The organism is Niveispirillum irakense DSM 11586 (assembly GCF_000429645.1).
In the GTDB taxonomy this organism is placed as follows: Bacteria; Pseudomonadota; Alphaproteobacteria; order Azospirillales; family Azospirillaceae; genus Niveispirillum; species Niveispirillum irakense.
Genome location: NZ_KE386936.1, coordinates 1 through 22,552, shown reverse-complemented (window position 1 = coordinate 22,552; position 22,552 = coordinate 1). Strand labels below are relative to the sequence as shown.

The window sequence follows — 22,552 nt, the reverse complement described above, 5'->3', positions numbered from 1 at the left end:
CCTTGAAGGCCGGTTGATCCGGCCAACCCAACCGGCGGAGCGACGCCTGTGATTGAGATGTTGATGCGCGATGAGGGTGGGGTGCGCGGCCACCTGCGGTTCGATGCCGAACGGCTGGGCAGCCTGACCCGCTGCCGCCCGGCGGTCGTGGCCATCACCCACCATTTCGCCCCGGAACGGCGGCGGGTGGAGGCGATGATCCGCCATACCTACGCGCAGACCTATGGCGGTGACATTGCCGTCACCCACCCGATGCTGATGAGCCTGCGCGACGCCGATGACCGGATACTGGCCGGGGTCGGCTTTCGCCCGGCCAGCACCGGACCGCTGTTCCTGGAAACCTATCTGGACCATCCGGTGGAAACGCTGATCCCCGGTGGGCCGGACCGGTCGGCCCCAGACCGGTCGTCTATTGTGGAGATCGGCAATCTGGCGGCGGCGGAACCCGGTGCCTCCTATCTGCTGTTCCTGGCGCTGGCCGCCTATCTGCACGGGCAGGGCTTTGAAAAGGCGGTGGTCACCGCCACCCGCCCCTTACGCCGGCTGTTCCGCCATATCGGTTTTGATGCGCTGGAACTGGGCCGCGCCACACCGGACCGGGTCGGCCCGGCCGCCGCTGCCTGGGGCAGCTATTACGCCAATGATCCGCGCGTCGTCTGCGGCAATGTCGCCTTTGGTGCCGATTGCCTGGACCGCTTCCTGGCCGGCGATGCGCGCGAGGCGCTGCCGGCCCGCCCCACCTTTCCCCGTCTGCATCCCGCCGTCCCGGCGACCGAGGTGACCGCATGAGCCGCGTTCTTTCCGCCCTCCGGACCCATGCCCCGGATCGGCCCGCCATCAATGACTGGACCTATGGGGCACTGGCCGGGGTCGTGGACCAGTTGGTCACCGATCTCAGCGGCATCATCGGTGATGGGCGCCAGCCTGTGGCGGTGGAGGCCGGTAATGCTGCCGCCTGGGCCGTGCTGGACCTGGCCCTGCTGCAACGGGGCGTCCCATCCCTGCCGCTGCCAGGCTTTTTCACCGCAGACCAGCGCCGCCATGCCCTGGGCGATGCCGGGGCCGGCTGGCTGGTGACGGACAAGGCGGCGCCGGGTGCGACCGCCCTGGCTGTGGGCGAGGAGATGCTCTATCTTCAGCGCCTGAACCATGCGCCGGTCACCCTGCCGGCAGGCACGGCCAAGATCACCTATACCTCGGGCACGACGGGGGCGCCCAAGGGTGTCTGCCTGTCCGCCACCGGGCTGGAACAGGTCGCCGCCTCCCTGGTGCAGGCGATCGGGGCGGATTATGCCGGCCGGCATGTCGCCATCCTGCCTTTGCCGGTGCTGCTGGAAAATGTGGCGGGGCTGTACAGCACGCTGCTGGCCGGGGGCCATTATCTGGCCGCGTCCCCCGCCACGCTGGGGCTGGAACAGCCGTTCCAACCGGATTTCACCCGGCTGCTGGCGGCCCTGTCCAGCCTGCGGGCCAACAGTATCATCCTGGTGCCGGAACTGCTGCGCGGTCTGATGGCGGCCATGGCGCAGGACGGGCGCCTCCTGCCCGATCTGCGGCTGGTGGCCGTGGGCGGGGCGCGGGTGGCCCCCTCCCTGCTGGCCCAGGCCGGCATGTTGGGCCTGCCTGTCTATCAGGGTTATGGCCTGTCGGAATGCGGGTCGGTGGTGGCGCTGAATACGCCTGCCGCCAACCGGGTGGGCAGCGTCGGCTGCGTGCTGCCGCATCTGAAGCTGGAGATTGACCCGGCCACGGGGGAGGTCAGCCTCAACAACCATGCATTTCTGGGCTATGTCGGCGGTGAAGCGGCGCCGGCCCGCATCGCCACCGCCGATCTGGGCAGCCTGGATGGCGACGGTTTCCTGTCCATCCAGGGCCGGTCGCGCAATGTCATCATCAATGGTTTCGGCCGCAATATCGCCCCGGAATGGGTGGAATCCGAACTGACTGCCCAGCCGGAAATCCTGCAGGCGGTGCTGTTCGGCGACGGGCGGGCGGACCTGACCGCCCTGATCGTGCCCAGCCGGTTCGGCCAGGATGCGGCAGCATTGTCCCTGGCCGTGGCGCGGGCCAACGGGGCCTTGCCGCCCTATGCCCGCGTCGCCCGCTGGCACGTGGTGCCCGCCTTCACGCCCCTGAACGGTCTACTGACCCCCAATGGCCGGCCACGCCGCGATGCCATCGCGGCCGCCCATGCCGCCCTGCTTTCCCCGGATGAGGATGAAACCCCCATGCCCCAACCCTTCTTTGACCGTCTGGTGACGGAGACGGAGCCGGCGCGTCTGGCCCTGCTTTCCGTGCCGCAGATACAAGATGGCCTGACCGGGCGGATCAGCCTGGACACCTATATCGCCTATCTGACAGAGGCCTATCACCATGTGAAGCATACGGTGCCGCTGATGCGCACCGCCCGCGCCGCCCTGCGCCCTGACCAAGCCTGGCTGATCCCCGCCCTTGATGAATATATCGAGGAGGAGGAAGGGCACGAGGAATGGATCCTCAACGATATCCGCCATGCCGGCGGTGATGCGGAGGCGGTGCGCCACGGCACGCCGCGCGCCGCCACCCAGGCCATGGTGGACGCAGCCTATCGCTTCATCCGGGAAGAGAATGCCGCCGGCTTCTTCGGCATGGTCTATGTGCTGGAAGGCACCAGCACGGCTATCGCCACCCATGGCGCGGAAGCGGTGCGCACATCCCTGAACCTGCCGAAAAGCTGCTTCACCTACCTGACCAGCCATGGGTCGCTGGATATCCAGCATATGGAATTTTTCCGCACCCTGATGAACCAGGTGGCGGACCCGGCGGACCAGCAGGCGATCACTGCCATGGCGAACCGGATTTTCGGCCTGTTCGCCGACCTGTTCCGCGCCATCCCCCACAGCCGCCAGCCGGATGAGGTGCGCCATGTCGCATGATCATAGTTTGGAAGGCCGCACCATTCTGGTGACCGGTGGGGCCGGTGGCATCGGCTCGCCCCTGGTCAGCCTGCTGCGCAATCGCGGGGCCCTGGTCACCACGTTGGGGCGGGGGGCGATGCCGGGCCGGCATATCCGCGCCGACCTGTCGACAGAGGCCGGCATCATGGAAGCGGCCGAACAGGCGCGGCAATTGGCCCCGCAGATGCTGTTCAACATTGCGGGCCGGCAATATTTCGGCCCCCTGGAAGGGCAGCGCCAGACCGATCTGCTGGGCGATTATCTGGTCAATCTGGTAGCGCCGGTGACCCTGACCCAGGCGGTGCTGCCCGCGATGAAGCAGCGGGGGCGGGGCCATATCATCAATGTCGGCTCCGTCTTCGGCGCCATCAACTTCGCGCATTTTGCCGGATATTCCAGCGCCAAGGCCGGCCTGAAAGGTTTCAGCCAGGCTTTGCGGCGGGAGGTGCGGGGAACGGGCATCACCGTGTGCCATATTGCGCCCCGTGCCGTGCGCACCGGTTTTAACGGGCCGCTGGTCCAGCGTTTCGCGGCGCTGACCGGCATGGCGCAGGACGATCCTGTCTATGTCGCTCACCGTGTCATCGCGGCGATGCAGACCGGTAAGGCTGAAACCGTGATCGGCTGGCCGGAAGCCTTTTTCACCCGCCTGAATGCCCTGTTTCCCGGCCTTGTTGGCCGGGCGCTGGCCGCCAACGACGCCAAGGCCGCCAGCCTGTTCACCCAAGCGGCACCCCCTGCCGCCACACCCACCACAATCATGCCGATCCGGGAGGAAACCCATGCGCGTTGAGAAGAAATTTTTCCTGGCCGCCCTGTCGCTGCTGCTGGCCGGACCGGCCTTGGCATCCGCCGATCCCGTCATGGATGCGAAGATTGCCGACCTGCAGGCGGGCTGGGCGCATGTGAAATACGAAGTAAAGGGCGAAGACGCGCAAATGGCGGGTATGGAAGGCCTGGTCACCGAAGCCAAGGCCGTCACCGCCGCCTATCCCGGCAAGGCCGAACCGCTGATCTGGGAGGCGATCATCCTGTCCTCGGAAGCGGGGATAAAAGGCGGCATGGGCGCCCTGTCCCTGGTGAAGGAAGCAAAGGCCAAGCTGGAAACCGCGGAGAAGATCGACCCGACCGCGCTGGATGGATCGGTCAATACATCGCTGGGCAGCCTCTATTATCAGGTACCGGGCTTCCCCATCGGCTTTGGCAGTGACAAGAAGGCCAAAGCCTATCTTGAAAAGGCCCTGGCCCAGAATCCGGACGGGATCGACCCCAATTACTTCTATGGCGATTTCCTGTTTCAGCAGGGGGAATATGCCAAGGCCCGCGATGTACTGAACCACGCACTGGCCGCCGCCCCCCGTCCGGGCCGGGAGGTGGCAGATGCCGGCCGGCGGGCGGAAATCAACAGCGTCATGGCCCAACTCGAGACCAAGATGGCCCGACGCTGAGCGGGGACAGCGGGGGTTTATGCAGGAAGACCTGTCATCTGATCACGCAGATTTCACCCGCGCCTAAGAGCTCGTCCGGAAAGTTTCACGCTATCTCAAGGTCTTACACGTCTTATCTTTAAACGCAACCGTCACCCCGGCGAAGGCCGGGGTCCAGGGGCCACAGGCGCTTTGCTCTACGAACTGGACCCCGGCCTTCGCCGGGGTGACGGGATTACAACATTAACATGTTGAGAAAGAACGAAAATTTCACAGACAGACACTCAGCGATCATCGCCTGCCAATGAGAGCCACCATGCCAGTATCGCCACCCCAGACGATACCGGCATGGTGAAAATGCCACCGCAGCAAGCGGCGAGGAATGTTCGCTTCGACCTTGGAACAGACAGTGATATCCTGACCAGCATCGGCAAACAGGCGATGGGCGGATACGGTTTAGGGGCGGATACGGTTTATTCTCTATAAAATAGAAATATTATTTTCATTTATAAATATATGGATGGCATATTTTGCACAATCGAGACAATGATTTAAAAAATCAAAATGCAGAAGAAAATAATAAAAAATCGTTTGTTATACTTGTCGGGCCACGCACACCCCCGGTTACCGGTCTGGCAATGGTTTCAGAATGGCTGATTGCGAAGATAAATCGCAAAAACATCGACGTCTGCATATCGGATATAACCGTTAAACCCACAAAAATCAGAATATTATATATCCTTAAAAGGATATATTCTCATTTGAGATCGGCCATAAAATTAGTCCAAAACGCCACAAAACCAAATAAAAACCTGCTGATCCATGTTAATGGTGATTTTGGTATTATATTTTCAGCGGGAATAAGCCTTGTCGGCAGGGTTCTTTCCTATCAATTATTTCTTTATCACCATAGCAGCCGCTATGTCCGTGGTCCGTCCTTTCTTGCCAGGATGCTGATGGCCATTTCGGGAAAGCAGGCGTGGCATCTGCTCGCCGCCGATAGCATGGCCCAGGATATGGCCCGGCGCTACGAGAACGCCCGCCATTTTCTGGTGATTGATAATAGTGCCTTTGTTGCGCCCACAGCGGCACAGCCTCGGATGCTGCGCCAGCCCCCGACGCTTGGTTTCTTGAGTAATCTTGCCGTCGGCAAGGGGGTGGATACCACCCTGGATTTGTTGCGCGCCTTGCACCGGCGTGCCCCCGGGCCGTGGCGGCTTGTCATGGCGGGACGGACCCTGGACGCCCAGACCGACGCACTGGTCAAGGCGGCCGCGGTGGAATTCGGCTCGGCCCTGGATCTGCGCGGCCCGGTCTGGGCGGATCAAAAGGACGCCTTTTTCCAGGATATCGATATCCTGATCTTTCCTACCAGCTACAAGCATGAAACCCAGTCTCTGGTGGTTCCAGAAGCATTGTCTCATGCCATCCCCGTCCTTGCTTATGATCATGCTTATGTCGGCACCTTGCTGGCCAGCGGGGGAGGGCGGGTCTTTCCCCCTGGGGAGGAATTCCTGCACGGCGCTGTCGAGCAGATCATCGCCTGGTCGGCCGATCCGGATAGCTATGGGGACGCATCATCGCGGGCCCTCGCTCATTTCCTGGCGGCCCATGCCGAAGGCCAGCGGCAAGTCCTGGCCCTGGAACAAAGGTTGGGAGAAACCCGTCAAGCCCCGGTGCCAGAAGGGGAAAATGGCAAAAGGGGATGAAAACGGATTGAGATGAAGTCATCTCCATCCTGCGCGGCATAGTTAGTTTTATAAGGTCAGGGAAGAGGCGTGGATATGGATCGGCGGGGGTTCATCGCCAGCCTGCTAGGTTGGGTGTTCGGAAACATACAAGGCGCCGTGGCAGCGCCAGCGGCGGCAGCCTTGACAGAGGGCACGGCAGCCCCCGGTGCCGGTCCCAACGCCCCCCCGCCCGACCGACTTGCTGCGGGAAACTATCGTGCGCGGGGGGCCGGCACCCTGCCACGTCCCGTCATGGACAGGCTCCAGACCCTGCCCCTGCAGCCCCAGGATTTCGGCCCCGTGGACATTACGGGGCGGACAGGCTGCGCGGATCGGGTGGAGGCCGCGTTGAACAGCGGGCAGCCGGTGGAACTGCCTGCGGGGATCTATCTGATCGAGCGCCCCCTGCGCCTGTCCGTATCCTCCTTCTCCCTGCGGGGAGCCCGTGACGAGCGGGGAACCAACGCCATGGGTCTGGCGGGGCCCGGCTATCACGCCGTGCGCCTGCTTTACCGTCCCGCCGACCCGTCGATGGCCATGATCTCCATCCACCGGGAAAAGGCCAATGGGGCGGCCATCGGCCCTTTCCTGCTGGAGGATATCGCCCTTGATGCCGGTCGGGCGAACGGGATCGAAATCGGGCGGCGGTCACTCGACACGCAGATGGTGGACGGGGCCGGGCAAGCCTACATTTTCCGCCCGGTGATAAGAGGATGCGCCTTCATCGGCGCCCGCGCGACGGGTGAGAGTACGCAGGCGGGACGGCTGGAAAGGTCGGGTCAGGTTCTGCTCTCCCTGACAAAGGCGTTCGAGGCCGTGGTGGAGGATTGCAGCTTTTATGGCGGCGATATCCAGATTGACTGTTTTGCCTGCGATGTCCCCACCATCAGCCGGGTGCGCTCCCAGGGGGCGAACCTGCCGCTTCGGCTGGAAGGGGCGGGAAGCTTCACCGTGCAGGCGCGGGTGGACGGGTTCCAGTGTGAGGGCTGGGCCCTGGCCGCCATCCAGGTAAGCGGCGCCATGGCGGCCCGCATTACCGCCATACGGCTGGAGATGAATAATGGCGCGCCCTTCGGTGAAGGGCGCTTGCCGCTGCCCGGGACCGTCGCGGTAAAAGCGGATAGCGGCATCCTCACCTTCAGCCAGTCCATGGAAGGCGTTCTGTTCGCCGGGCTCAGCGTGCTGGAGCTGACGGATGGCAACCATACCGACCATGTGCTGGTTCAGGCTGTGGATGGCCGTACGGTGACCGTGATAACCGCCGATCTGTTCCGTTTCACCTGGTCATCACCAGAGGCCAGGGCTGTCCGCATCCATGGTTATGGCATCCTGAATACGGGGCGCGAGGTCACCCTTGACGGTATCAGCCCCGGCGCCGCCCATGATTGCCCCTGGCTTGTCTGGGTTGCGGGGGGCGAGATGGCGGTTTCCAATTGTCTGGCCGTACCCGGTTCCTATGGCGATATCCACGCGATGGTCATCGGCAACCGGCACGGCGACCAGGGCAAGGAGTTACAGCGCCGGGCCGTGTTCTCCGGCGTGTCGCCCCTGTTGCTGCCGGACCCGCATCATCCGCTGGTGCATGCGGTGGGGGCAACGGAGGGGCATGATGATAATGCCCGCGCGCCCGTGACTGCATCTTATGATGAAGGTGCGGTTGCCCGCTGGTGGCTGACACCCCGCAACAGCATTACCGGTGTGGACCATGCCAGCCGGATCATCTTTCACCGGATCGTCGTCAATGGACAGGCTTGGTATGCCTACAATATCCCCGCAGGCGACAGCGTCAGGCTCCCCGCCCGCGGATTGCCCCGCGATGCCGCGCGCCGGTACCGGATGCTGGTGAAATGCCGGGCGCAGGGGCAAACGGCGCAGGTTTCCCTTGCTGCCGTCTCTCACAGCGCGCGCGTCGGGCTGGGGGATCGCTCGGTTGGTTCGGCAATCACGGTGCTGACCTATCTGTTCCAGGCGCCCGCATCCTGGTCCAGCGCTGGCAGCGGGGTCAACGCAGTGCTGGTCGGGGCCAGCGGCGGGGCGCTTGATCTGATCGGTGTGGAAATCATTGATGAAACCGACCTGCGGATGGCCGATCCGGCAGAAGACCCGACCTCCGGCCGGGCAAGCCGCCGGCTGGAGGTTGAACCGGGCATGGCTGCGGAAATGTTCCAAATCCCCGTCCCGGCCACCGGCGCGGCCGGGATCGCCAGGATTGATTTGACCGCAACGCCCAAGGAAAACAGCGCCGGCCCCATCGCCTGCCACAGCTATGAACTGGCATTCGGGAGCAGGGCCGGCCTTCCCGTCGTGCTGGGGCTGCGGTCCATGCGGGAAAGTGCCTATGGCCTGGATGCTAAATCGCCGGAGATGGATATCCTGCTGGAGGCGCAGCCGGGACCGGATGCGATCACCCTGCGCGTGACCGTCCGGTTCCGGGCAGGCCAAAATGATAGCCGGATGCTGACCCTGTCGGGAGAGGTGCAGATCATCGGAGGCGGCGCCACCATGATCATCACGCCTTAAAACCAATCTCCGTAAATATGTCCTGTCAGAATTTTACGGACATCGGCGGCCCATGCCGGCGCGCTGGTTGGCCCCCCTTACTTTCCTGTACCGCCCGCCCCTCTTGCCTTGATAGCCGCCCTGATATAGGATCAAATTCCTTTAATGGTGAGGCGATGATGGCAACAATCCCAAACCCTGCGCAACACCTGATGAAATCTGTTGCGTATTGTTGCGCAAAGCCGGAGTCGCCCCCTGGCGAAAACTCCGATAACCCTTCCCCTGGCAAAATCTCCGAATATGAAAACCCCTGTCCGAAACTCCGAATCGGGCGGGTGGAAACAATTGAAAAATATGGGTTTTTTCGAGGGCTGGCCAAAACTCCGAAAGAGATTCCGCTCCTGAAAGCTGCGCTGACCGTCAATGAGCGGGAGGAGGGCAGTTTTACCCCCACCAAACGGCTTAATCCTGGCAAAATCTCCGAATGGCGAGACTATAGCCTGTTCCGATTCGTGTCGACCGGGCGGCGGCGGGGTGGGGTTTTGCCCCATACAGACCTGATTTCGCCTGAAAACCCTGGCAAAATCTCCGAATGCAGGCCGCGGACACCAGCAAAATTATGCCCGCTCAACCCTGGCAAAATCTCCGAAACCATTGATTTACCGCCCTTTCCTGAGATTCCTAAGATTCCTTATATGATTCCTAGGGCCGGAATCCATCAATCAGCTCAAAGGCTTGGCCAGCATCATCGGGAGGTTTCGCCAGCCCTTTCCGGAGGTTTTGCCAGGGGGGAAGGGGAGGTTTCGCCAGACCCGAACCGGAGTTTTGGCCAGGGGAGGCGGGTTTCATTCGGAGTTGCCTACCCCCCGGCTCCGACCTACAATTCTCCCATGGCGCCCAAACTCCCCACCAGTGCCGCCACGGCCCGCAAAACCCCGCTCACCCTGGTGAAAGCCACGGGTGCGGTGGAGATCAAGGCCGATGCTGATCTGACGCTGGCTGACCGCCGGCTGTTCAACCATTTGCTGGCTCATGCCTATGAGAGTTTGGGCAAGGTGGAAAGCCATGCGATTGAGCTGGCCTCCATCCGCCGGTTCGCAGCGGAGGTGCGCGACGGCACCGCCGATGTCAATAATACCCGTCTGAAGGCCAGTATTGAAACCCTGCAGAAGGTGCTGTGCCAGTTCAACTATCTGCGCTCCGACGGCACGCCGGGCTGGGAGAGCGCGCAGTTGCTGGGCCCCTGCCGGATTGAAGGCGGGGTCTTGACCTACACCTTCCATAGCTGGGTGTCTGAGCGGCTGAAAGAGCCGGCGCTTTACTCCTACCTTTCGCTGCGGATCATTTATGAGTTTGAAAGCAAATATGCGCTGACCCTGTATGAGGTCCTGAAGCGCTATGCCGACCGCAATGCGGCCGAACCCTACTGGCAAACCAAGGTGGAGGAACTGCGCGCCATCCTGGGCTGTGTGGACAAGCTTAAGGACTGGAAGGATCTGCGCAAATATGCGCTCGATCCCGCCTTGTCGGAAATTGCGCGGCTGGGGGAATTTGAGGCCACCCTGCATGAAATCCGCCAGGGCGGCGGGCGGGGCGGGGGCCGGGTGGTCGGCTGCGTCTTCCGCATCCAGCGCAAATCCAAGCAGGAGGCGGAACAGGCAGTGCGGGAGATCGCCAAACCCAAGGCGCAGCGCCGGGGGGAGCGGGCTGCCGCGAAGGAGGAGGGGCTGTTTGCCGCCAAGGCCGATGCTGCCCTGCGCTTCCTGGAAGGGGCGGAGGTGGCCAAGCGCATGGAATGGGCAAAGCGGGCAGAGGAGCTGGGCATGACCCTGCCACCGGCTGCCACGGCCAAGGATAATCTGCGCAAATGGGTGCCGGCTTTGGCTGAGGTGATCGTGGATGCCGAACATCTGCGCGTGCGCGGTGCGCTGGGTACGGCCAAGGAGTGACAGGCGGCAGCCCATGCCGCCGCAGCCTTTAATCCCGAACGGTCGAGATTAAAGGCTGCGGTTATAAGTTTCGCTAAGCACGATGGTTTTAAGGACAGACGCCAAGGCAAACTTATCCTCCTCGTCACTGTCCGCGATGGGGGAGGGCGCCATCGCTCGAGGAAGAAGAAACCATGTCAGCCCATCGAGCCCACTCCTTTCGCCGGCTGCAAGACGTACCGATGGTGCTGGAGCCGTTTCCCCATATCATTGTGAATGATTTCCTGCCGGCGGATCTTTATGCCAGTGCCTGCGCGCAATGGCCGGACCATGATGACTTTGGCATTCTTCAGCCCGATGATCTGCCTGCCCGCTATCAGGCGCCCCTGACGGAACGCTGGTTGCGCCAGTGCGATCCGGAGCGGGCTGCGGTCTGGCGGGATGTACGCAACTGCCTGTTCAATCCTGATATTATCGACCTGATGGCGGATCGTTTCCCCCAGGTCGCGGCAAAACGCGGCTGGGTGGATGCGCCGCCGCAGTTGAATGCGCGCATCATCCAGGACCATACCGGTCATGCGATGTTGCCTCATACAGATATTGAGGCGACGCTGTTTTCCATGCTGCTTTATATGCCGCCGCCTGATTGGGTGCCCGATCCGGCAGCCCCGCCTTTAGGCACGGCGCTTTACCGTCCCCGCGATCCGGAATTCCGGGGCCGGGGCTTTGATCGCTATCCACGGGCGGATTTTGATCTGGTTTCCCATGCCCCGTATCAACCCAATCATCTGCTGGTCTACGCACCCTCCGACCGGTCTTTCCATGGGGTGGAACCCGTGACCGGGCCTTGTGAGCGGCGGCTGCTGATTTTCTTCGCCGTTGTGGAAACCCGGCCCCCGTCACGGCGGAACCGGGATTCCTAGAGCGGAACCTCTTTGGAGCGTGAATCCGCTCGCTGACCAAGGACTTAAAGCCGGGTGCGTTTCCGGTTAAACGCACCCGGCTCTAAAACCCGGTCTCGCGGATCAGGACGGAGGCGGCATTGCGCCAGAACCGGCCCAACAGGCTGCGCCCTTCCCCTTCCACCCGTGCCACACCCCGTATCTGGTGGGCGGGGCCGGGCAACAGCGGCGCGGTCGGGCGCAGGGTCACCCGATAGACGGCTTCTACCGGCGTCAAGCCGCCCCGCTGCGGACTGCTTGCTGCGGGCTGTGTGGTCTGTGTATCCACGGCGATGGGGCCGCCATGCTGGGATGCCAGCGCCGGGATATCCAGGCTGCCGGCGCTGACCCGGTCCAGGGCGGTGACGGTGGCGGCAATCCGGCGGCCCAGCGGGTCATCAGGGTGGAAAAGCGCTGCGGCGCCGGGTTGCAGCCGTTCCAGGTCCCGTTCCGCGACATAGCCGACCAGTTCCCCGCCGCCGGTGCCGACAATCTGCGCCAGGGCCAGGGTGGGGCCTACCCAGCGGCCGGGGCGCAGCGCATCGCTCATATCCACCACGGTTCCGTCAAAGGGGGCCCGGACCTCCAACTGCGCCATGCTTTCCAGCATGCCCCGCCGTTCGGCCAGGCCGGCGGCCAGATCCTCTTCCATCACCCGTACCCGGTCCAGCGACTCCCGCGCTGCCGTCAGCCGGTCGATCTGTGCCTGGACCAGGGCGATGCGCAGATCGGCCTGCTGCAGCCGGTTTTCCAGTTCCGGTGATTGCAGGCGTAACAGCAGGTCGCCCTTTGCCACTGTCTGGCCGGGCTTTACCCCCACCTCCACGATGCGGGCGGGCACCGGGGCATAAAGGTTGGTGAAATCGGCCACCCGCCAGATGGCCGGCACCGACACCGTACCGGTCAGCGGCACCAGCGCCAGGATCAGCAGCAGGGTCAGCCCTGCGCCGGTGGCGATCAGGTTGCGGTTCACGCGCATCTCTGTCCGCCGGTCCCACCATTCCCGCATTTCATTCGCCAGGGGTCGCAACACGAACCATCCGATTTCCACCGCGAAAAGCAGGATGCCCACCACCTTGATGAAGAAATGGTAGACCAGCAGGGCGATACCGATGAACAGCAGCAGCCGGTAAACCCAGGTGCCATAGGCATAGGCCAGCAGCAGCCGGTGCATCCAGGGATCAAACCGTTCCGGCGGCTCCTCCTTCAGCCCGAAAAGCCATTCCCGCATCTGCCAGCGCCCCAGGGCAAAGCCCCGGTCCTGCAGGTTGGGCATGTCCAGCGCGTCGGCCAGCAGATAATAGCCGTCAAAGCGCATGAAGGGGCTGAGATTGATCGTCAGGGTCATGACCCAACTGACGGTGGCCAGGAAGAAGGCGGCGCTGCGCAGCGGCCCATCGGGCAGGAAGCTCCAGGCCAGCGTCGCCAGGGCGGCCAGCATCAGTTCCGTGCCCATCCCGGCGGCGGCAATTGCCAGCCGCGCCCGGCGCGACACCAGACGCCAGGCATCACTGGTATCAGTGTAGAGCACGGGCCAGAGCACCAGGAACGCCACCCCCATGGTGGGCACGCGGCACCCATAGCGTTTGGCGGTATAGGCGTGTCCCAGCTCGTGCAATGTCTTGGTCACGATCAGGGTCAGACCATAGAAAGCCATGCCTTCCAGGCTGAAAAAATGCATGAAGGTGTGCAGGAAACTGTCCCATTGCCGCACGGCCAGCCCCAGCCCGACCAGGGCGGACAGGATCACGATGATGAACCATGTCCGGCTGTAGAGCGGTTCCATGAACCGGGCGGTGGCATCCAGGAACCGGTCGGGACGCACCAGCGGCAGGCGGAAGAACAGGTAATTATGCATCAGCCATTTCCACCAGGATGTCTGGCGGGCGGCGGCCTGCTTTTGCAGGTAATCGATGTCGAAGGTCTGGATCAGGTTGTTGGATGCCAGGAATTTGTAAAAATCCAGCACATCTTCGCTGTCCGGGTCCAGCACGGTTTCGGCGCACACGGCGGTGGCAATGGCCTGGGGCGTACCCAGATGCCACCGGGCCACCACCTCGAACGCGGCATGGCCGATGCGGAAATAGCGGTTGCGCACGGGATCATGGATCGTCCAGCAGGGCGACCCATCATGCGCCGGCGGGGCCGGCAGAAGCTGAAGATCGTTGCGCAGCGGCGGCAGCGGCATGGTGGCCGGGTCCGGCCGCCGGGCGATGTGGGGAAGGGCGATGGCCGGCGCGGTCATCGCCTTACAGCCCCACGGCCTGGCGTATTGCCGCCAGGGGCCGGCGGAACAGGTAGAAGGCCAAAGGCACCCGGTCGCCCTGGATACGCGCGGTTCCCCGCATACCGATGCGCGGCATGGGCTGGTCGGGGTCCAGTTCGGCCCGCACGCGATAGGCCAGCACGCCGCCCGGCGTCAGGCCGGGTTCATAGCTGGCATGGACGATATGGCCCCGCACCGGGTTCAACGGATCGACATTCAGGAACAGGCTGACGGCTGCCCCCTTTTCCAGCACCAGGGCATCGCTGACCGGCACCTGCACATCAATTTCCGCCTGATCGGCATCGGCAAGCGTCATGATGCGTTCACCCACCGTCACCGGCCGGCCCAGCCAGTCATTGGTGTTGGTGAAAACGGCGATGCCGGCCCGTTCCGCCTTCACGGTCACCCGGTCCATCAGGTCGGCGGCATAATCCAGCTCGGCCTTGCGCAGCTCCACCTGCGCCTTCAACTGCGCCACCCGCGCCTTGCTCTGCGGGTCGCCGAACGCCCCCTGGGAAGCTGTCAGCCATTCCGCCTCGGCAGAGGTCAGGGATTTGCGGGCCACTTCCAGCCGGCTTTTCAGGACCATATCCTCAAAGCTGAACAGGGGCTGGCCCTCGGTCACGGCATCATTGGGCTGAACGTGGAAGCGGCGGATCACCCCTTCCAGGGGGGCCGCCACAATCAAAGGATCGCGGGGGGAGATTTCCCCCGGCGCCAGGGTGGATTGGCGTACCGGAACGACCAGAATGGCCAGGATGGCGGCGCCGATCATCAGCATACGCCGGCTGTTCAGCACCCAGCGGCCTGTTTGCCGCTTGGTACGGTTCATTGCCCACCAGGCATGACCATAGGCGCCGGCAAGATTGGCCAGCAGGGTCAGTTCCCCTTCGTTCCAGGGCTGCTCGCGGGTCAACCACAGGCCGGCCGTTACCACCCCGTCGGGGCCGTGCAGGGGCAGCCACAGCGTATGGCCGGCCCCCCATTGGCCCCAGTCTGCCATCAGGGCAGCCGGCATTTCCTGCGCCGTCACATTGTGCGGGCGTTTGGCCTCCGGGCCTGTCGCAATGGCAGTGGCTGCCGCTTCCAGCCAGCGGGACATGGGGGCATCGCGTTCCGGCACGGCAATATTGGCCGCGGCTTCCATCCGGGCCTTGCCCCCGGCATCCAGCACCATCAGGAAGGCCTGTTGATAGGCGACCAGCCGCCGGGTGTGGTTGACCATCAAAAAGCGCAGCGCTTTTTCATCCGGCGCCTGCCGTGCATCCTGCTGCAGGTTCAACAGCAGGATCAGGCCGTTCATCGGCTGGCTTGTGGGGCGGGCGGCGCCGGCATCATCGGGCATTGTTGGCCCCCTGTCCGCCTGGTGCGGCGAACCGGGCGGTACCGCTCATCCCGGCGACAAGATCATGGGCGCGTTCCTTGGCTGGCAGCAAACGCCCGGTCACTTTGACCGACTGACTGATCGGATCGACCCTGGCGCCGACCAGCGTGACATCGCCGGGCAAGGTTTCCCCCGTCTCGTCAATGCGCAGGTCGAAACGCTGGCCGGGCTTCAGCCAGACCAGCCAGGCAGAGGGAACGATCAGTTCAACCCGCAGATCCTTGTCAGATAATATTTCCAGCAGGGGCACGCCGAGGCCCACTGATTCATGTTCCCGGATGCGTTTTTCCACCGCGCGCCCATCGAACGGGGCCTTGATGTCACACCGTCTCACCTCGACCTCCGCCCGGCGCAGTTCCGCCCTGGCGGCCTCGGCCTTCACCTCGGCCATTTCCAGATCATAGGCACCGATGGATTTAAGCTGTTCCAGTTGTTTGTTCTGGCGCACCGTGACATCTGCGGCCCGCAGGTTGGCCTTGGCGCTGTCCAGGGCCGCCTGATAGAGGCTGCAATCAAAGGAGATCAGCGTCTGGCCAGCCTTGAAGCTCTGTCCCGGCTCCACCGTGATACGGCTGATCCGGCCAGCGATCTCACTGGATAGAAGGGCATGCTGGTGCGCCTCGATCAGGGCGCGAACGCCGCCATCAACTGCTGGCGGCCCCCCCGTCTGTCCTTGTGCGCCCAGGGCAAACATCCCGGTTGCGATGCTGGCAAAGCAGGCGAAGCGGGCGAACCGGAGGAGGGACATGCTTAACATTTCTCTATGAAAGACGCGCACACGTGAACAGATCATTGATAACGCCGCCCCGATCACCCGTAAAACCGTAAAGGGCGGAGCGCTGGCCCCACCCTTCAGGCTCTCGGAATGCTGACCGGCTGATCAGGAGCCGCTGGCGGCAGCCTGTGTCACATCACTCAGCTTCGCGGCGGCACCGGCCCGGGCCTGCCACGCATTCAACCCGGATGCGACGGCCTGGCTGAGGCTGGGCAGGTCCTGCGATGTCACCGTTTCCGGCAGCGGGTCCACGCCGGCAGACACCATCACACGGGCATAGGCGTTCTGCAGGTCGGCATAAACAAGGTCGCGGCGCAGGTCGGACACCAGGGCCGACACTTCGGCCTGGATCACTTCCATCTCGCCCTGCTGGCCGGCGGTGCCGCTATTCACATATTGCTCGCGGATACGCTGCTCAATGCCGGCCTGGTCGACATTCAAGGCATATTCAGCCGACAATTCACGGAACTGGACCATGGAGACACGGACCTGGCTCAACACCGCGATGCTCAGCGCCTGCCGGCGGATGGCCACCAGTTCTTCCTGCGCCTTCGTGTAATCGCGCGTTTCCCCGATGGAGGCGAGGGAGAGCAGGTTCCAGGAGACGCGGGCGCCATAATCGGCCCAACGCTGGTTAAGCTGGAAGCTGTTGCTGTCATAATGCAGACCGGCATTCAGGTCGATGCCGGGCAGCAGCTTCAGCAGTGCGCGCTTGGTTTCATCCGCCGTGATGCGGGAATTATAGCTTTCTTCCAGCAATTCCGGGCGGTTCATCAGGGCGTAGGTTTCCAGCGCCTCGACATTGGTCTCAATGGTGGGAATGTCCGTCGGCGCCCCGTCCGCCGGGATGGCCAGCGTGAAATCCTGGCCGGGCGGCAGGCCCATCAGGGCCCCCAACTGCGACTTGGCGGCCACCAGCTCCCGCCGCAGGGTCTGCAGCTGGCGCAGCGTATCCACCAGGGAGCGCTGATAGGACAGTGTCTGCAGCGGTGCCTGGACGCGCTGTTCTTCCATGGCGGTGGCGTTGCGGCGGGCATCGCTGATCCGCTGTTCCAGCGGCGCCAGCCGTGTCAGCATCCGTTCGGCGGCGACAGCGCGCCAATAGGCGGTGCGCACATCCTGCAGGATACCCTGGACGACGCGGCGCCGGCGTTCCTCCGCGATCAGGACCAGATTGGCGTTCTGGTGGGCGCGAATATAGCTGACGCCGAAATCCAGGATGTTCCAGGTAAAGCCCAGATCGGCAGTCCGGCGATGACGGTCGGTGGCCGTGGTGCTTTCACCCGTGCGGCGGCCGGTCGCCAGATTGAGGCTTTCCGATCCGGCCTCGTTGCTGCGCCCGGTATAGCCGGCGCCCGCGACAAGGCGGGGCAGCATGTCGAAATGCGACAGGTCAAGCTGGCGGGTGGCGACAGCCGTTTCCATCAGCTTGACGCGTTCGTCCAGATTGTATTTCAGCGCCCGGGCCATGGCATCATGCATGGTGATGGCGGCGCTGATCGGTTCCTGCGGGGCCATCACCACAGCCAGATCCGCGCGGATGCGCGTCAATGTTTCGTCCTGGGTCAGCGGCGTGGGCTTGACGGAGCAGCCGCTGGCCAGCAACGCCGCCGTTATCAGGGCGATGGATACACGGATCGGGCGGGTTCCCAACCGGGGGGAGATGACTGAGCTGTTCATTTGCTTCTTGGTTCCGTTCGGCAGAATGGGAAAGGCAGGTCGAGGCGGCGACTGGATCACGCCGCTTCTTCCCCCGGTACGACATGGTTGAGCAAAGCGGCCAGCAACGCCGCGCTTTCGGCATCTGTGGCCTGATGGATCTGGGCGACCTGTCGGCTGAACGTGGGCTGGCCGGCCGGCGGCATATCCTGTGCCTGTTGGACAGGCAGGGCCGGGGGGCTGTCCAGGGGGCCGGCATCGGCCTGGTTCGGGCCGCCAGTCCGGGTGCCGGGGGCAGTGCCGTTCGGTACCCGGGGCCCTTCTGTCCCTGGTGTGCCGCCCAACCCTGTGCCCGTCGGCCCGCTCCCCAGACCACCGGTAAAGCCGCCGCCCAGGCCGCCGCTTCCACCCAGGCCGCCGCCAAGACCGCCACCCAGGCCAAAACCGCCCAGGGTGCCGCCAAAAAGTCCCCCATTCAGGCCACCGCCGCCAAGGCTGCTGGTGCCCCCGCCAGCGGTGGTCAGGGCGGTGACCGATCCACCGACCGAGGAAGCGGAAGACTGGCCCACGCCAACACTGGCCAGGGTGACGGTCCGGCCGGCATCGGTGCTGCTGGAGCTGCTATCGACGCTGGAGAGGGTGATGGCCCGCCCGGCATCGGTGCTGCTGGTCCCGCTCCCGACGCTGGAAAGCGTCACCGTCCGGCCAGCATCGGTGCTGTCCTGAACCGGTCCCAGGGTAGGCCCGCTGACCACGGACGTCCCTGGTATCGGCGCAACAGCGGTGCCGGTGGTCGGGGTGGAAACAACCGTGGTGGTATTGCCGCCGCCATTATCGCCATTATTGACGATGGGGGCTGGCGCCGGCGGCGGCGGGGCCACGGAGAAGCCGGTGGTCGCCGCGGTGCCAATATTGCCCGCCGCATCGGTGGCGCGCGCACCAAACACATAGCTGCCGGTGGCCAGGTCGTTCGCCAATGTCAGGCGCCAGGCCCCTGTTGCATCGGCCCGTGCGGTGCCCACTGTGGCCCCGTTCTGGGTCACGGTTACCAGGCTGCCCGCCTCTGCCGTGCCGGCGAGGACCGGCGTGCTGCTGCCGGCGGAGACGACGGCGATTGTGGGGGCGGCGGGGGCCGTCGTGTCCACGGTCAGGTTCGTCGCGACGGACAGGCCGCTATCATTGCCAGCCACATCGGTGGCGCCGACACGGATGCTGTGCACACCATCCGTCAGGGCCGCGGGCATGGTGAAGCTCCAGGCCCCATTGGTCCCGGCGGTGGTGGTGCCCAGAACCGTACCGTCCACCACGATGCGGACACTTGTCCCCGGCTCCGCCACGCCGGCGACCGTGGGCCGCGTAGTGGGGGAGATGGTTTCGCCCGACGGGCCGGTTGCTGTGGCGCTGGTAATGGTTGGGGCGATCGGCTGCGTGGGGGCGGCGGTATCGATCACCACAGCCAGCGCCTCGGAAGCGGGACTGCTGAGGCCGAACTGGTTTGTAGCCGTGGCGGTGATCGTCCGGCTGCCATCTGCCAGGGCGTTGGCGAAGGTAAAGGACCAGCCCCCCTGTGCATTGGCGGTGGTGGAGCCGACGGCCGTCCCATCCACCATCACGGTGACCGTGCTGCCCGCAGCGGCCGTTCCGGTGATTGTGGGGCGATTATTGCCGGTGAGGTTGTCGCTGGCGGAAAGACCCGTATCCGACCCCGGCGCCAGGGCAATGCCCGCAGGCCGGGCGGGAGCCGCCGACTGGACGATCACGCCCGTTGTATCGGCCACCCCTTTCAGGGCGACATCCAGCGTGGCGCCAGCCCGGTCGGTGACCGCGGCCCCGTTCAGCGCCAGCCCGGTGACGGCGACACCCGCAGGTGCATTGTCACCCGCGACCACCACATAATCAAAGCGCAACTGCGTATCCGTGCTGCCCGCGCGGTTGAACACGGCCTCCCGCGTGGTGCCGCCCACATTCAGCAGCAAGCCCGGCAGCCCACCGGCAACCGTCACCGCCTCGCTGGCATTGACAAAGAAGCTGACGGTCTGACCCGGCAGATAGGTGCCATTGGCCGGGCCAGTGACGGTTGCCACGCTGGGCGGCGTGGTATCCAGAACGATATCATGTGCTGCCCCCAGCGATCCGGCAGCGCCGGGATTGGGCAGGGCAAGGGCGGCGCTGTTGTTACCCTGGTCGCGGATCGTGCCCGTCAGGGCGCTGTTGCTGGCAATGTCCAGGTCGGCAACATTGTCGCCCGCCTGCACGACATAGGTGAAGGTCAGGGTGTTGGTCCCCGACCCGCTGCTATAGGTGGCGGCGCGTCCGGTATTCAGCGTCAGCGTCGGCACGCCATCCACCGTCACCACCTCGCTCATCCGCACGTCGATGGTGATGGTGCTGCCGGCCCGATACGCCCCGTTGGGGGTGCGGGTGGTCAGGCTGGTTACGGTGGGGGCGATGCCATCCACCTTCACACCACTCATGTCTGCCACATTGGCCAATGCCAGCGTGGCATTGGTGCCGGACGCCGATTGGATGGTGCCCCCGTTCAGGGACAGGCTGGCGGCCGGGCGGATGCCCGTCGGGTCTGATGCGCCGGGGGTGACAACATAACGGAAGGTCAGTTCCGTCCCGCCCGAGCCAGTGACATAGCTGGCCATGACCGTGGTGCCGTCATCCAGGGTGATGGGCAGTTGCGGCGTGCCATTCACGGTCACCGCCTTGTCAAAGGTGACCTTCACATCCACGGGGGCGCCAACGCCGGCCGTTCCCGCCGGTGCCGTCACGGCGGTGATGACAGGCGGAACCTGGCTGACCGTCAGGCTGCGGCTGCTTTCCGCCCTGACACCGGATGCAGACGCCACCGCCACCTGCACATTGGTGGTTCCATCGGGCAGGGATGCCAGATCGGTTGCGGGAATGGCCACGGACCAGCGGTTATTCGTCACCAGAGCATTATAGGTCTTGCCGCCCAATGTGACCGTGACCGTGCCGCCATCGGCCACGCCGGTGGTGGTGCCGGCCACCGTTTGCCCGGCGGCCCCTTCCGTGCCGTTCAGCACATCATCGCCTGCGACGGGGGTGATGCTGATGGTCGGCACAGTGCGGTCGAAGGTGACGGTCAAGCCGGTGGAGGGGGCGCTTTCATCACCCCCGCTCAACTGACGAACGGTCAGGACGGTTTCCCCGGTCAGGGCACTGACATCCACATCGGTGAAGCTGTAATTCCCGTTGGCATCCGTTGCCTGCGTGGCCAGCAGCGTGGTGCCGGCATAAAGCCGTACGGTGCTATTCGCATTCGCCCCGTTGCCATTAAGCGTGATCCGGTTGGCGCTGGTCAGGTTGTCACTGTTGCTTACGCCCGTGTCGGACGATGCGGCCAGATCAGGGGCGCCAGGGGCGCGGGGCAGAATGGTCAGCGCGGCCGTGTCCGTGGCAACGGAGACGGCGTTATTGGCGCCGGTTGCCACCTTGGTCCCGGCGGTCCCGCTGCTCTGGTCCCAGGCGCGGAAGGTGATGGCATCAGCCATTGTCAGCGCGCTGGTGCCCGACGGCTGATAGAAGATCCGGTCGGTGGAGCGAAGCAGCAGCGCATTGCCGCTGTCATCCACCGCGCCCACCGCCTGCCAGGTCGTGCCGTCATCCAGGCTGTAATACCAGGTTCCCCCTTCGGTCTGGTTGGTACCAACCAGGGCGATGCCGGTCAGCGCGCCGGTATCTACATCCGTGACATTGCGCCCCAGTTCGACCAGATCAGACACAAGGCTGCCCACGGCCCCGTTGGGGGCGCCGGTTTCCTGCGGGATCGACGGCAGGGTTACAACCGTATCGGTCAGAACCGGCGCGTCATTGACGCCGCTGATGGTGATGTAAATGGCCTTGCTGTCACTTTGTCTGCCGTCAGTGACGAAAAGGGGGAAAGTGATGGCGACGCCGTTGGTCATCGCCTTGATGACGCTGGTATTGGGAGCATACAGGTAGGCGCCGGTGCTGCTGTTCAGATACATCGTGCCATAGTTCCCAACCATGGCGTGATCATAGGTGATGCCGCCATCCGTGAAATTGGCGCTGGTGCCCCCTGCAAAGCTGAAGGTGAGCGCGTCCAGATCGGCATCCGATACGACAAAGCTGCCGGTCTGGTACGGGAAACTGGTATTGCCGACCGTGTCAGTCACAGTGATCATTGGCGGAGTTGCCAAAACCGGCGTGGTGTTGCCAACAAGGGTATAGGTGCTTGTGCCGCTCTGCGTGCCGCCCTGCCCATCATTGGCGGTGACGACGACACGCAGATATTTATGCGCGTCCGCCGCGGTCAGGGTGTAGTTGGCGCTGGTGGCGCCGGTGATGGCGGTCAGGTTGGTGCCGTTATTATTGTCGGCGCGATACCATTGATAGGTGAAGGACCGGCCATCGCCGTCCGCATCGCTCCAGGTGCCGTTGGTGGTGGAGAGCGCGTTGCCGACGGTGGCGGTGCCGCTGATGCTGGGCACAACGCTATTGACCGGGGCGCTGTTGGTGATGGCGGTATAGGCGGAGGTGGCGTCCTGGGTGCCGCCCTTGCCATCACTGGCGGTGACGACGACGCGCAGGAACTTATGCGCGTCCGATGTGGTCAGGGTGTAGTTGGCGCTGGTGGCGCCGGTGATGGCGGTCAGGTTGGTGCCGTTATTATCGTCGGCCCGATACCATTGATAGGTGAAAGACCGTCCGTCACCGTCGGCATCGGTCCAGGTGCCGTTGGTGGTGGAGAGCGCGTTGCCGACGGTTGCGGTGCCACTGATGCTGGGGACGACGCTGTTGACCGGCGCGCTGTTGGTGATGGCGGTATAGGCGGAGGTGGCGGTCTGCGTGCCGCCCTTGCCGTCACTGGCGGTGACGACGACGCGCAAGTATTTATGCGCATCGGACGTGGTCAGTGTGTAGTTGGCGCTGGTGGCGCCGGTGATGGCGGCCAGATTGGTGCCGGCATTATCGTCGGCGCGATACCATTGATAGGTGAAGGACCGTCCGTCACCG

13 protein-coding genes are annotated in these 22,552 nt (G+C 64.0%); 8 read left to right on the top strand and 5 right to left on the bottom strand.

Going from position 1 to position 22,552, the window contains the following annotated elements; translation table 11 throughout:
- The first annotated feature begins 63 nt into the window (after nt 1-63).
- The 8 genes from G473_RS28575 to G473_RS0123345 all read left to right on the top strand — a co-directional run bounded on the left by G473_RS28575 (nt 64) and on the right by G473_RS0123345 (nt 11,443).
- A complete protein-coding gene (locus G473_RS28575) occupies nt 64-789 on the top strand; it encodes a thermostable hemolysin (RefSeq protein ID WP_051330651.1) in 726 nt (241 codons plus the stop codon).
- Complete coding sequence (locus G473_RS28570; protein ID WP_051330650.1) at nt 786-2,915, top strand: AMP-binding protein; 2,130 nt, start codon at nt 786-788, stop codon at nt 2,913-2,915. The genes G473_RS28575 and G473_RS28570 overlap by 4 nt, the downstream gene beginning before the upstream one ends.
- A complete protein-coding gene (locus G473_RS28565; protein ID WP_084438589.1) occupies nt 2,905-3,729 on the top strand; it encodes an SDR family NAD(P)-dependent oxidoreductase in 825 nt (274 codons plus the stop codon). Before G473_RS28570 ends, G473_RS28565 begins: the two co-directional genes overlap by 11 nt.
- Nucleotides 3,719-4,384 carry a tetratricopeptide repeat protein gene (locus G473_RS0123370; RefSeq protein ID WP_035709222.1) on the top strand — a complete coding sequence of 222 codons (666 nt, stop codon included), beginning with the start codon at nt 3,719-3,721 and terminating at the stop codon, nt 4,382-4,384. Before G473_RS28565 ends, G473_RS0123370 begins: the two co-directional genes overlap by 11 nt.
- 509 nt (nt 4,385-4,893) lie before the next feature.
- Nucleotides 4,894-6,072 carry a glycosyltransferase family 4 protein gene (locus tag G473_RS0123365; RefSeq protein ID WP_154667552.1) on the top strand — a complete coding sequence of 393 codons (1,179 nt, stop codon included), beginning with the start codon at nt 4,894-4,896 and terminating at the stop codon, nt 6,070-6,072.
- 69 nt (nt 6,073-6,141) lie between these two features.
- Nucleotides 6,142-8,613 (top strand): hypothetical protein, encoded by a 2,472-nt coding sequence (locus tag G473_RS0123360; protein ID WP_154667551.1) that lies wholly within the window; start codon nt 6,142-6,144, stop codon nt 8,611-8,613.
- An 869-nt stretch (nt 8,614-9,482) separates the two neighbouring features.
- On the top strand, nt 9,483-10,541 hold the full coding sequence (locus tag G473_RS30685) for a replication initiation protein (protein ID WP_029015094.1): 1,059 nt from the start codon (nt 9,483-9,485) through the stop codon (nt 10,539-10,541).
- Nucleotides 10,542-10,714: 173 nt separating this feature from the next.
- A complete protein-coding gene (locus G473_RS0123345; protein ID WP_084438583.1) occupies nt 10,715-11,443 on the top strand; it encodes a hypothetical protein in 729 nt (242 codons plus the stop codon).
- 82 nt (nt 11,444-11,525) lie between these two features.
- Here the strand turns inward: G473_RS0123345 and G473_RS0123340 are convergent, their stop codons facing one another.
- From G473_RS0123340 to G473_RS0123320, 5 genes are all read right to left on the bottom strand, one after another.
- Nucleotides 11,526-13,706 (bottom strand): site-2 protease family protein, encoded by a 2,181-nt coding sequence (locus G473_RS0123340; protein ID WP_051330649.1) that lies wholly within the window; start codon nt 13,704-13,706, stop codon nt 11,526-11,528.
- 4 nt (nt 13,707-13,710) lie between these two features.
- Nucleotides 13,711-15,072 carry an efflux RND transporter periplasmic adaptor subunit gene (locus G473_RS0123335; protein ID WP_051330648.1) on the bottom strand — a complete coding sequence of 454 codons (1,362 nt, stop codon included), beginning with the start codon at nt 15,070-15,072 and terminating at the stop codon, nt 13,711-13,713.
- On the bottom strand, nt 15,062-15,859 hold the full coding sequence (locus G473_RS28560) for an efflux RND transporter periplasmic adaptor subunit (RefSeq protein WP_245580314.1): 798 nt from the start codon (nt 15,857-15,859) through the stop codon (nt 15,062-15,064). Before G473_RS28560 ends, G473_RS0123335 begins: the two co-directional genes overlap by 11 nt.
- 132 nt (nt 15,860-15,991) lie before the next feature.
- The gene (locus G473_RS28555; protein ID WP_084438581.1) at nt 15,992-17,566 is read right to left on the bottom strand and encodes a TolC family protein; all 1,575 of its coding nucleotides are present in this window, start codon (nt 17,564-17,566) and stop codon (nt 15,992-15,994) included.
- 56 nt (nt 17,567-17,622) lie between these two features.
- Nucleotides 17,623-22,552, bottom strand: a 4,930-nt coding sequence (locus G473_RS0123320) for a beta strand repeat-containing protein (protein WP_029015090.1), incomplete at its 5' end; no start/stop codon positions are given.